Genomic DNA, 11,416 nt, shown 5'->3' with positions numbered 1-11,416 from the left:
GGCAAGGACAGTGCGGTGCGGATCGAAAAGCGGGACGGGGCGGCCGACTGCAACCCCTACTACCTGCTCGCCTGCGAGCTGGCCGCTGGCCTCGATGGCATCGAGCAGGGCCTGTCGCCCAAGGGCGAGCCGACCACAGGCGACGCCTCGAAGCGGACCGATGCCGATCCGGTGCCCACCACCATCGACAAGGCGATCGAATTGGCCAAGGCTTCGGCCTTCATGCACAGGGTGATGGGCGACGGTATGGCGATCCTGATCCAGCAGGCCGAGCGTGAGCGAGACTTCGTCTATCGGCAAGTCACACCGGTCGAACGCGACCGCTACATGGGCAACCTCTGACAAGACCCTGCGCAGGTTCTGGCCTGCGCAGACAGCCCAATCGAACCCTCGCGGGCACTTGGAGCGGGGTGGGCCGAAGCGATCAAACTGGAAATGCCTTGGCGCATCTGCTGGCCCGGGCCGAGGAGTTGAACGATGGGTCTGATCGACGGTTTTGGCGCAGCCGTGTCGCATGGCAACAGGGCATCGGTTGACGCCTTTCATGCTGCGGCGGTGCGAATGCTGGGCTATGCGCCCGATCCCGGCGCGATGATCGCGGCGGTGCTGGCGGAGGACCCTGATTTCATCATGGGACGCTGCTTCCAGGCGGGGCTGCTTCTCACCGCCTCAGACAAGCGTTACCAGGCAGCTCTTGCGCGTGAATTTGCGGTGCTCGAGCGTCTCGCGCCGCAAGCCAACGAGCGCGAGCTTGGTCATATCAAGGCGATCAAGCTTTGGCTTTCCGGCGATTTCTATGCCGCCTCGCAGGCCTATGCCAACATTCTGCTCGACTGCCCGCGCGACCTGTGCGCGCTGCAGTTCGGCCACCAGACCGATTTCCTGCTGGGCACTGCGAGTTCCACACGCGACCGCCCCGCGCGGATCATGCGTCATTGGAGCGAGGCCGACCCGGAATACTCCTACATCCTTGGAATGCTGGCTTTCGGGCTTGAGGAATCGGGCCATTATCCCCAGGCCGAAGAGATGGCCTTGCGCTGCGTCGCACTGAATCCGTTGGATACATGGGGCGTGCACGGGTTGGCGCACTGCTACGAGATGCAGGGCAAGACCGAGCTTGGCATCTCATTCATGGAGCGCTGCGAGGAGAACTGGGCGGGCGAGAACTATCTTTCGATCCACAACCGCTGGCACCTCAATCTCTATCACCTGGAGAACTGCGATTTCGACAAGGCGCTGGCGATCCACGACCGCTACATGACGGTCACCAGGGATTCGGCGCTGATGGATATGCATGACAGCGCCGCGATGCTGTGGCGGCTGGCGATGGACGGAGTGGATTGTGGCGACCGCTGGACCCCCGTGGCCGAACGCTACACCGAAGTAATCGACCAGGCCTATATCGCTTTCAACGACATGCACGCGATGATGGCTTTTGCCGCGACAGGCCTCGAGGCCGAAGCGCAGGCGCTGATTGCCGCCATGGAGGCCAATGCCGAAGGGCCAAGTACCAGTTCCATCGTCATCCGCACCGCAGGGCTTTCGATCGTGAAGGGGTTTCACGCTTTCGGTCGGCAGGACTATGCGACTGCCAAAACACTCATCTCCAAGGCGCGGCATTCGGCGCATCTGTTCGGAGGCTCGATCGCGCAGCGCGACGTCATCAACCTGACATTGATGGAAGCCGCGATCCGCTCCGGTGACCGGGCGATGGTTGAAGGTCTGATTGCCGAGCGCAGCCTAATGAAGCCCGAAAGCCCGCTGACAGACTTCTTCCGCAAGCGCGGTTCGGAAGCCGCTACGCACTGACCAGCCGCCTAGCCGGCGGAACCGGCCACATCGGTCGTTGGCATCGTCCACACTCCAAAGGAGGATTTCACCATGCGAACTTGCATCGGCGTCATGTCCTGTTCATGCGATTTCCGGGGCGAGCCGGGCGTGTATCTGCCTAGCCGCTATGTGAGCAGAATCTCGGAGCAGCTCGACGCCGACATTCTTGTGATTCCGCCCATCCCCACAGCGGCTCGGGCAGTGTCTGTCCTGGCGAAGCTCGATGGTATCATCCTTACCGGCAGTCCGTCGAACATCGAGCCGGCACGGTATGGCGCAAGCGCCGGCGCCGGCCCGTTCGACCCTTCACGCGATCACGTTGCCCTCGATCTCATCCTGGAGGCCAAGGCCCGCCGGCTTCCCGTGCTGGGGATTTGCCGAGGCCTGCAGGAGATCAATGTCGCCCTGGGCGGCACGCTGCAAGACGGGCTTGGTGCCGAGGACCGGATGTTGCTCCATCACGCCCCGATCGACACCGATGGCCCGGGCCAGTTTTCCTGGAGCCATTCGCTGGATGTCGCGCCGGACGGCCTGCTTCACCGGGAGCTCGGAACCGGAGTCGTGGAGATCAATTCCATCCACTACCAGGGCATTGCGACGCTTGGAGAAGGCCTTCGCATCGAGGCCCTGGCACCGGATGGTGTCGTGGAAGCGGTCGCGGCTAACGACTACCCGATCTTCGCCGTGCAATGGCATCCCGAGATGAGTGTCGAGAGCCGTGTGTCGCAGGCTGTCTTTTCGATCTTCGGTCGAATGCTCGGCTGAGCTGGGACTTTCGGAATCGGCCGCAGGGGCAGCAGTTGTGAATGGACTGGACTTGTTGTCAGGCGAGGGTGGAAAGGACGATTGCGGCGAAGGTTGCGATCCACACGGTTTCCGCCACAATGATCGCCATCGCCCGGGGGCCGACCTCGAAGAAATTCTTYAGCGAAGTTTTCATGCCGAGCCCGGTTATGGCTATCACCAACGCCCATCGCGACGCATCGGCCAGGGCTGTTGAAGCCTGCGCTGGAATCAGGCCGACACTGTTGATGATCACCAGCAATACGAAGCCGATCAGGAAAAGCGGAAATCTGGCGCGCGTACCCGGTCCCGAACGGGACATGAGAAGGGTGATGCTGGCGACCACGGGCACCAGCATGGCGACGCGCAACAGCTTGACGATGGTTGCCGTGTCGCCGGCCTCCTGCGAGATCGAGTAGCCGGCGCCGACCACCTGGGCGACATCGTGTACGGTCGCCCCGATGAAGATGCCGGACAGCCTGTCATCGAAGCCAAAGAATGAAGCCAGGACAGGATAGGCGATCATGGCGACCGTACTCAACGCGGTCACGGCGACAACAGTGAAAATCGTGTCGCGTTCGGATATGCCGCGTTCTCCCTTGCGCAGGACGGATGTCAGCGCCAGCGCCGCAAATGCCGACCGCACCGCCGGTCAGAATGCCGAAGGCGGCCGGGCGGCCGAAAAAAACGGCCGAGGCCGAGGCCCAGCAGGATGGTTGTCGCCAGACCCCCGATCGCCAGAAAGATCGGGAGTGGTCCGAGCGCCAGCATATCCGAAAGCGTGATGCAAGCTCCAAGCAGCGCCACACCGATCCGCAGAACCGGCCGGGAAGCCAAGGCCACACCGGGAATGAACTTTCCAGCCGGATCAATGAAGTTGAACGCCATTCCCAACGACAAGGCGAACAGCATGACGGGCGCGCCATAGTGAGTGCTCAGAAAGGTCGCTGCCATTGCGACCGTCAGGCAAAGCACCATGCCGGGCATGATTTCGCGCGCGCCCTAGGGCGTCAGAAAACGCGGCCAGACCAAAGTCGTCATTGCCGTCCGGCTCCCCCGAAATAGGCTCCAGGATCGAGGCTGGGCTCCATGGGTCTTGCCTTCCTTGTTCTGTGGGGGTTGTTCAGGCCAGCCGGATCGGCTTTCACGCCTTTTCCGCAAGGTCGCGATAACCGTCGCGCGACTGCGGCAGCTTCATTTCGAGAACTGCCGAGGCGACCTGATTGCGCAGCATCTGCGCCGTGCCGCCGCCTATCGTGAACATGCGCGCATCACGAGCCATGCGTTCCATGGGCAAATTGCGCGAATAACCCATCGCGCCATGGATCTGCAGCGCATCGTTGGCAACCTTGATCGCCGTCTCGGATGCAAGGATCTTGGCCTGGGCAGCTTCCTGCATGCTGGGAAAGCCCGTCCCGGCATTTATCGCCGCCTTGTAGATAAGCGCCTGCGAGGCGGCGAGGCCGATCGACATATCCGCAAGCATCCACTGCAGCCCCTGGAACTCGGCAATCGGTCGACCGAATTGCTCGCGCGCCTTGGCGTAGTCGCGGGCGATCTCGAAGGCACCTTGGGCGATCCCGTGGGCCACGGTCGCAGCACCGACGCGCTGGGCGTTGTAAGCGCTCATCAAGGCGGCGAAGCCACGGCGGAAGCCATGAGGCGGACGCACGACCATGGCTTCGGGCAACTCGAGATCCTCGAAATGCAGATGGGTCTCGGGAATGCCGCGCAGGCCCATGGCCGGCTCGCGCTTGCCAACCCGCAAGCCTTGCGATTCTCCACGAATGGCGATGAACCCGCCAATGCCCTGTTCCTCGCCGTTTTCGATAACGCGGGCAAAGATCAGGTGCACCTTGGAGACGCCGCCTCCGGTGATCCAGTGCTTTTCGCCGTTGAGGATGTAGCGGTCGCCTTTCTTGACCGCTGTCGTAGTCATCTCTGTTGCCGCACTGCCTGCCCCTGGCTCGGTGATGCAGATTGCCGGTTTGTCGCCCGCAAGAACGTAAGGCGCGACCTGCTTCTTTTGGTCGTCAGTACCGTAGGCCATGATCGCGCCGATGCCGCCCATGTTGGCCTCGACCACGATGCGTCCGGTGACCCCGCAGGTCCGGGCCATCTGCTCGATCACCAGGACAGCATCCAGATAGGTCAGCCCTCGACCGCCATATTCCTTCGGGATCGTCATGCCCATGAAACCGGCCTTCGTCAGCTTCTCGATGTTGTCCCAAGGATACTCTTCGGTGCGATCGACTTCCGCCGCGCGCGCGCGCACATGGCCTTCGGCGAGATCGCGCGCTTGGTCCTTAAGCAGCTTTTGGGCGGGGCTGAGCTGAAACATCGAGTGTCTCCTCGTCTGGGGTTAGCTTGCGGCGGGCCGGTGCTTGCGATCGGCGGGCTGGTTCAAAAATTCGTCGAGCACGGCTTTAGTGTCCGCCCCGCAAACCGGCGGCGGGCGACGATAGGTGACCGGCGTCTTCGACATCTTGATCGGGTTGCCGATCAGATCGACAACGCCACTGCCTGCAAGCGGGTGAGGCATGGAAATCTTCATGTTACGCGCTGTGACCTGATCGCTGTCGAAGACGTCTCGCAGCGTATTGATCGGTCCACCGGGAATGCCGTTTGCTTCCATGCTGGCAATCAGGCTGTCCCTGGCCAGGAGACGCAGCTTGTCCGCGACCATCGGGATCAGCGTCTCGCGGTTTTTCAGCCGGGCGGCATTGGTTGCGAAACGCTCGTCGTGTCCAAGTTCGGGGGCTTCGATGAGCTCGCAAAAGCGCCGATACTGGCTGTCGTTGCCCACCGCCACGATGACATGGCCATCGCTGGTTTCGAAAACCTGATACGGTACGATGTTGGGGTGCTGGTTGCCCCGGCGTACCGGAAGCTTGCCCGAAAGCAGATAGTTGGTGCCCTCGTTGATCAGCCACGAGATCTGGGTGTCGACCAGGGCGATGTCGATATGCTGGCCCTCGCCGGACATTTCGCTGTGGCGCAGGGCGGCCAGAATGGCGGTCGCCGCATACATGCCGGTCATGACGTCTGCTATTCCGACCGCCACCTTCGTCGGCTCGCCGTCGGCCGGGCCGGTCAGGCTCATAATGCCGCCATAGCCCTGGGCGAGCAGGTCATAGCCCGGCTTGTCGGCATTCGGGCCGGTCTGGCCGAAACCGGTGATCGAACAATAGACCAGGCGTGGAAATGGGCCTTTCAGGTCGTCATACGAAAGCCCGTACTTCTTGAGTCCTCCGACCTTGAAATTTTCCACTAAGACGTCGCAATGCGCCAGCAGTTCGCGGACGGTATCCGCCCCTTCCTCGGTAGCGATATCGAGTGCAACCGAGCGCTTGTTGCGGTTGGCACAAAGGTAATAGGCGCTTTCCCCGGTGGCATTGCCGCTCTCGTCTTCGACAAAAGGCGGCCCCCAGGCGCGGGTATCGTCGCCGGCACCCGGCTTTTCGATCTTGATGACGTCAGCACCGAGATCGCCCAGAAGCTGGGTGCAACTCGGACCGGCGAGAATCCGGCTCAGGTCGAGAATGCGAACGCCTGCGAGCGGTCCTTGAATATGCACGCTTCCCCTCCTGCCCAGTCGATCGCGGCCACTGTTCCAGCGCGCGTCACCACGTAGTTCGGAGCAGGCATAAATTGAATAAAACGTAGACAACAGCGAGATATTATCTATTTTATCGTGAGAAAATTTAACGCTATTTGTGACCCCATGAACCTTCGCTTTCTTCAGGCCATTGTGGCTATCGCCGAACAACCCAGTTTCACCGCAGCGGCCAGTGCGCTGGGCCTCAGCCATTCGGCCATCAGCTTGCAGGTCAAGACGCTCGAGGAGGAACTGCAGCTTCAGATCGTCGACCGCCGCACAAGACCGCCGACGCTTACCGACACCGGCCTTGCGCTGGTCGAGCATGCGAGGCGGATGCTCAAGATCGCGGATGATATTCGTGCCCTAACCAGCGACGACAGTCTTGTCGGCACTGTGACAATCGGCGTCGTTCCATCGGCGCTCGTGAACCTGATCCCGCCCGCACTTGCCAGGCTTCGACTCGCCCATCCCAAACTGCATGTACGCATCCGCAGCGGACTTTCGGGCGAACTTGCCCAAGCCGTGCGCAACCGGGATATTGACCTGGCCGTTGTTTCGGAGCCGCGCGTCCTGCCGGATGGGCTGGCGTCCTTCCCGATCTGCCAGGAGCCCTTGAATGTCATCGTCCCGCTTTCCATGGCGGAAGCTGCGGACGAAGATGTTCTGCGTACTTATCCCTTCATCTGGTTCAACCGGCGAACCTGGGCGGGACAGCAGATCGAACAGCATCTTCTCGACCGCAAGATCCATGTTCAGCCGGTGATGGAGATCGATTCGATCGAAGCTGTGGAATCGCTTGTCGCGCACGGGCTCGGTATCTCGATCACACCGACCCGAGCTTGCGCGCCCTATAGCGGCAATCAACTGCGGCGCATCCCGTTCGGCACCCCGCAGAAACATCGTTCCCTGATCATGGTGATGCTTGAAAAAGGCCCACGCCAACGGTTGGCGGAAACCCTTTTGCGTGAGCTTCAACAACTCACTGGTCATGGCTGAGTGGTGGGGTGCTAGCGCCCGACCAGGTCCAGCAGCCGGTTCCACTGCATCCCAAGATTAAGGATGGGTGCCCTGAACTGATGCAGAGGAAATCGCCGGATTGGCGTTGCGGGGATGGTTGCCGATCTCGGACAACGGCTGAGCGACCTGCGCGACAGCCGAAGCTGGATGCGGCTCAAGGAGGGCAGTTTCTCCCTGGAAAAATGGACGTTCTACCAGCAGAAGCATGAAGTCATCGTGGCGTCCCTCGTCGACCGCAAAGCTGAAAGCGCGCGAAACGCTTTGCGTCGCCATCTCGGCGGCGTTCGCGCCAACGCGCAGATGGCAATGTCGGATCTCTGACGGGCCGTGCCGGTAGGATGTCTCGCATCGGCCGATTCCGTCGAGCGTAATTTCACATGGAGCAGAGATGAGGGACTTTGAGCAACCCGGGCGTTCGCTTGGTGTCGGACGGGAAGGTATGGCTGCGACCTCGCATCCCGCGGCAACGCTTGCCGCGGTCGATATACTGCGACAGGGCGGGAACGCGGTCGACGCGGCAGCTGCAGCCTGCGCCGTGCAATGCGTCGTGGAGCCCGGCTCAACCGGTATCGGCGGCGATTGCTTCACCCTGCTCGCCCGCGACGGCTCCGACGACGTCATCGCCTGTTCGGGACGGACGCCAGCGGCTGCGGACCTCGCCTGGTATGTCGATCGCGGGATAACCCAGATCGAACGCAGCTCCGCGCACGCTGTCACGTTGCCGGGAGCGGTCGAGGCCTGGTCCCGTCTGGTTGCCGACCATGGCCGCCTGGATCTGGCCGAGGTGCTTGCGCCGGCGGTGCGGTTGGCTGCCGAGGGTTACGTCGTCTCCCCGCCCGTCGCCTTCGATACGACCAATCAGGCCGACCTGCTGCGCGCCGATCCGACCGCGCGGCGTATCTTCCTCGACGGCGACCAGGCACCAAAAGCAGGGAGCGTGCGGCATCAGCGCGAGCTTGCCGACACACTTGTCGCCATCGGGCGCGACGGACCCGAAGCGTTCTACCGCGGAGCGGTGCCTGCATACCAAGGCGGACTTTGCAGATGCCCAAGGCGATTATGTCCAGCCGATAAAAACCCGGTTCGGCGGCCATGACATCTATGAATGCCCGCCGAGCGGGCAGGGCGTCGTTGCCCTGATGAACCTGAACATCCTGTCCTGCTTCGACAGGAAGGGTGATCCRCTTTCCGTAGATCGTCTTCATGTCGAGATCGAGGCGACGCGCCTCGCCTATGCTGCCCGCGACAAGTTCCTTGCCGATCCGGGCCATGCCGAAGTTCCTGTGGACTATCTCCTGTCCGAACGACTGGCAGCCGAACTTGCGGCACAGATCCGCCTCRATCGGGCAATGGGCGTGCTGCCTTCGTTCGACAGCGTCGAGCACAAGGATACCGTCTTCATCGCAGTCATCGACCGCGACCGCACGGCGGTCAGCTTCATCAACTCCATCTTCCATCCCGCAGCGGCGTGCTCTTTCACAATCGCGGTCAGAGCTTTGTCCTGGAACCCGGACACGCCAATGCTATAGCGCCGCGCAAACGCCCGATGCACACGATCATTCCCGGAATGGTCTGTCGCGACGGGCGCGCCATCATACCCTTCGGGGTGATGGGCGGTCATTATCAGGCGATGGGCCATGCGCACTTGCCGTCCAAGGTGTTCGACGACGGCTTGGTTCTTCAGGCTGCCATCGATCTGCCGCGGTTGTTTCCGCTCGCGGGACGAACGTCGTCGAGATTGAGGCACGACTGCGAACGCTCGTCGGTCCCGAGTTGGAGCGGCGTGGTTTCACGCTCAAGGCGCCCAATCTGGATCGACTGGGAACGGGGCACGCTGCTTGGAGGGTCGGATCCTCGCAAGGACGGCTGCGCCCTCGCTTTCTAGTCTGGCGTTTCCTCAAGTCGGATGACGACTGGCAGCGGTTTGAACGAGCCGGCTCCGCCCCAGCGCTTGCACGGAATAATCAGGTGCCAGCGCCATCGCCAGGTTTGCGACAAGCTTGCCGGAAAATGCGCCGGCGAGATTGCCGAAGAAATGCCCGGTGTTGACGATCAGGCCGTCGATGCCGCAGGACGCGTCGATCACTGGAAGACCGTCTGGTGTCTGAGCGACAATTCCTGCCCACTGCCGAACGATCGGCAGGCCGGCCATGGCGGGGAAATTGCGGCTCATGATCGAGCAGGCTATCGCCTGACCTGCAACCGTCGCTTGATCAAGGTCACTTCCAATCTCGTAGGCGCATCCGAACTGCAGGGATCCGTCCGGAAAGCTGGCGATCTGTTCGGTGAAGCCGAGGTCTGGACGGATACTTTCGGACGGGTCGCGGGGCAGGGCGTCGGGGTTGATGGCAGGCGGCGTGAAGAAGCGAAACAGCGACTGGCCGGCAACGACGGGTCCGATGCGAAACGGCGCGGGGGTCGTTTCCGCTGCCTCGAAACGGGTCAGCTGGAACGGAATGGCAAGCCCAAGTGGTTCGAGCAGATCGTTGGACCATGGCCCCCCGGCAATGACGACGATGCGGCTTTCGCTTTCGGTGCAGTCAGCCAGCCTGACACCGCGGCATGCGGAATCCGTGGCCATGACGGCCGAGACGCGCGCTGCCTTGATGAGGTCGCCCCCTTCCTGCTGAAAGGCTTCGGTTAGGCGGCGCACGAGCAGCCTCGTGTCCTGGTGAGCATCAAGTGGGTTCCATACTGCGCCTGACACCGACGGCCCGATATCTGGGCACAGCTCGAGCAACTTGGCGCGGTCGAGCAGTTCGACGGGCAGGCCGGCCTTGTTGCGATCGTCGGCGAACGCCCTTGCAACGGGTTCGAATTCCTCGTGGCGGTAGATGATGAGGCCGCCGCAAGAACGAAATCCGAAATCGGGTAGTTGCTCCGCGAGCGCTTCGGCGAACTGGCGACAGGCGCGCGAAAACTCCATCGCCAATCCGGAGGCCTTGGTCTGCAGCAACAGGAAACCGGGATTGCGGCCCGACGCCGCCCAGCCTGGATGGTGCGCATCGATCAGAGCGACCGATAGTCCGGCCTTGCGCAGATAGTAGGCGCCGGCGGTTCCGGCTATACCGGCGCCGACCACGATGGCGTCGAAACCGCGCTTCACGACCATGGCAGGCCAGCGTCTTCGAGTTGTACTGCCAGGCGCTCGAGAAATACCCGGCAGCGGTCGATCTCGGACATGTCGAGGAATTCGTCCGGTTTGTGAGCCTGCTCGATGGAGCCCGGCCCGCAGACGACGGAGACAACGCCGGCTCTGCTACTGAACAGGCCAGCTTCCGTGCCGTAGGCCACTTTGGCGTGGTCGTTGCGGCCGACAAGCCGCTTCACGAAGGTCACGGCCGGATGGTCGGCATCGGTCGAAAGGCCGACGAACTCGACTATCGGTTCGATCAGGATCCGGGCCTCGGGCGCGACAGCTCGCATGCTTGGCAGGATTTCCGTCTCGGCGTGGTTGCGGATGCGTTCGATCAGCGCGCGCGCGTCCACTTTTGGCAGCGAGCGGATGTCGAACGCGAACTCGCAGTGGTTCGGGATGATGTTCAAAGCAGTGCCGCCGGAAATGGTGGTTACCGACAGCGTGGTATGTGTGACGTCATAGGCTGTGTCATGCGGCCCGGAATGCGCCTGCTCGTTCGATAGGCTCGTGATGAAGGCAACGAGCTCGGCCGCGTATTCGATGGCGTTGACGGCGATCGGAGCGAGGCTGGAATGGGCGCTCATGCCAGCCACTGTCGCGCGGTACATGCCTCCGCCCTTGTGACCGACCACGACCTGCATGAGGGTTGGCTCGCCGACGACGCATAGCGCCGGCCTAACCGGCATGGCGGCGATGCGGTCGACCAGGCTGGTGACGCCGGTGCAGCCGAGTTCCTCGTCGTAGGAGATCGCGATGTGGATCGGGGCCTTCAGGTTGCGCTGTGTCAAGCTTGGCACGGCGGCCAGGACGATGCCGATGAACCCCTTCATGTCGCAGGCACCACGACCATGGATGCGTCCGTCCGCCTCGCGCAGCGTAAACGGATCACTGGCCCAATCCTGCCCGTCGACAGGAACGACATCGCTGTGCCCGGACAGGATGATGCCTGGTGTGTTGGCCGGCCCGATCGTCGCCCACAGATTGCCCTTGGTGCGATTGGCATTCCAGATGATGTCGCTGGCGACACCGTGCCTCTCCAGAAATGC

The 11,416-nt window shown here is 62.2% G+C and carries 10 protein-coding genes and 2 pseudogenes; 6 read left to right on the top strand and 6 right to left on the bottom strand.

From position 1 onward, the window contains the following. The 3 genes and pseudogenes from AC1DUU_RS11510 to AC1DUU_RS11500 form a co-directional block, all read left to right on the top strand. Positions 1 to 342 (top strand): annotated as a pseudogene (locus AC1DUU_RS11510) (glutamine synthetase family protein); the annotation flags it as partial. Between the two features lie 135 nt (positions 343 to 477). Next, positions 478 to 1,809, top strand: coding sequence for a tetratricopeptide repeat protein (locus tag AC1DUU_RS11505; RefSeq protein ID WP_476783548.1), 1,332 nt, complete (start codon positions 478 to 480; stop codon positions 1,807 to 1,809). Between the two features lie 72 nt (positions 1,810 to 1,881). Next, positions 1,882 to 2,595, top strand: a complete 714-nt coding sequence (locus AC1DUU_RS11500) for a gamma-glutamyl-gamma-aminobutyrate hydrolase family protein (RefSeq protein ID WP_476783547.1) — start codon at positions 1,882 to 1,884, stop codon at positions 2,593 to 2,595. 58 nt (positions 2,596 to 2,653) lie between these two features. Here AC1DUU_RS11500 and AC1DUU_RS11495 read toward each other — a convergent pair whose 3' ends face one another. From AC1DUU_RS11495 to AC1DUU_RS11480, 4 genes are all read right to left on the bottom strand, one after another. Continuing rightward, positions 2,654 to 3,259: a YeiH family protein gene (locus AC1DUU_RS11495; RefSeq protein ID WP_476783546.1), complete on the bottom strand. Its 606-nt coding sequence runs from the start codon at positions 3,257 to 3,259 to the stop codon at positions 2,654 to 2,656. Continuing rightward, on the bottom strand, positions 3,229 to 3,600 hold the full coding sequence (locus tag AC1DUU_RS11490) for a putative sulfate exporter family transporter (RefSeq protein ID WP_476783545.1): 372 nt from the start codon (positions 3,598 to 3,600) through the stop codon (positions 3,229 to 3,231). The genes AC1DUU_RS11495 and AC1DUU_RS11490 overlap by 31 nt, the downstream gene beginning before the upstream one ends. Positions 3,601 to 3,757: 157 nt before the next feature. Next, positions 3,758 to 4,954: a 3-sulfinopropanoyl-CoA desulfinase gene (acdA, locus tag AC1DUU_RS11485; protein WP_476783544.1), complete on the bottom strand. Its 1,197-nt coding sequence runs from the start codon at positions 4,952 to 4,954 to the stop codon at positions 3,758 to 3,760. A gap of 21 nt (positions 4,955 to 4,975) precedes the next feature. Beyond that, entirely contained in the window at positions 4,976 to 6,190 is a 1,215-nt protein-coding gene (locus tag AC1DUU_RS11480) for a CaiB/BaiF CoA transferase family protein (RefSeq protein WP_476783543.1), read from the bottom strand. 147 nt (positions 6,191 to 6,337) lie between these two features. Between AC1DUU_RS11480 and AC1DUU_RS11475 the strand changes: the two genes are divergently transcribed. The 3 genes and pseudogenes from AC1DUU_RS11475 to AC1DUU_RS11465 all read left to right on the top strand — a co-directional run bounded on the left by AC1DUU_RS11475 (position 6,338) and on the right by AC1DUU_RS11465 (position 9,116). Then, the gene (locus tag AC1DUU_RS11475) at positions 6,338 to 7,210 is read left to right on the top strand and encodes a LysR family transcriptional regulator (protein WP_476783542.1); all 873 of its coding nucleotides are present in this window, start codon (positions 6,338 to 6,340) and stop codon (positions 7,208 to 7,210) included. Between the two features lie 114 nt (positions 7,211 to 7,324). Further along, the gene (locus tag AC1DUU_RS11470) at positions 7,325 to 7,552 is read left to right on the top strand and encodes a hypothetical protein (RefSeq protein WP_476783541.1); all 228 of its coding nucleotides are present in this window, start codon (positions 7,325 to 7,327) and stop codon (positions 7,550 to 7,552) included. 67 nt (positions 7,553 to 7,619) lie between these two features. Continuing rightward, positions 7,620 to 9,116, top strand: a pseudogene (locus AC1DUU_RS11465) (gamma-glutamyltransferase family protein). Positions 9,117 to 9,128: 12 nt separating this feature from the next. Here AC1DUU_RS11465 and AC1DUU_RS11460 read toward each other — a convergent pair. Together AC1DUU_RS11460 and argE are read right to left on the bottom strand one after the other, a co-directional pair. Further along, positions 9,129 to 10,343 (bottom strand): NAD(P)/FAD-dependent oxidoreductase, encoded by a 1,215-nt coding sequence (locus AC1DUU_RS11460; RefSeq protein ID WP_476783540.1) that lies wholly within the window; start codon positions 10,341 to 10,343, stop codon positions 9,129 to 9,131. After that, positions 10,334 to 11,416 (bottom strand): acetylornithine deacetylase (gene argE, locus AC1DUU_RS11455; protein ID WP_476783539.1); only part of this gene is annotated, 1,083 nt, incomplete at its 5' end. The genes argE and AC1DUU_RS11460, both read right to left, overlap by 10 nt.

This window comes from Aminobacter sp. P4_H6_2 (assembly GCF_056400805.1).
The sequence above is the reverse complement of the archived record's forward strand: the minus strand, read 5'-3'. Positions and strand labels throughout refer to the sequence as shown.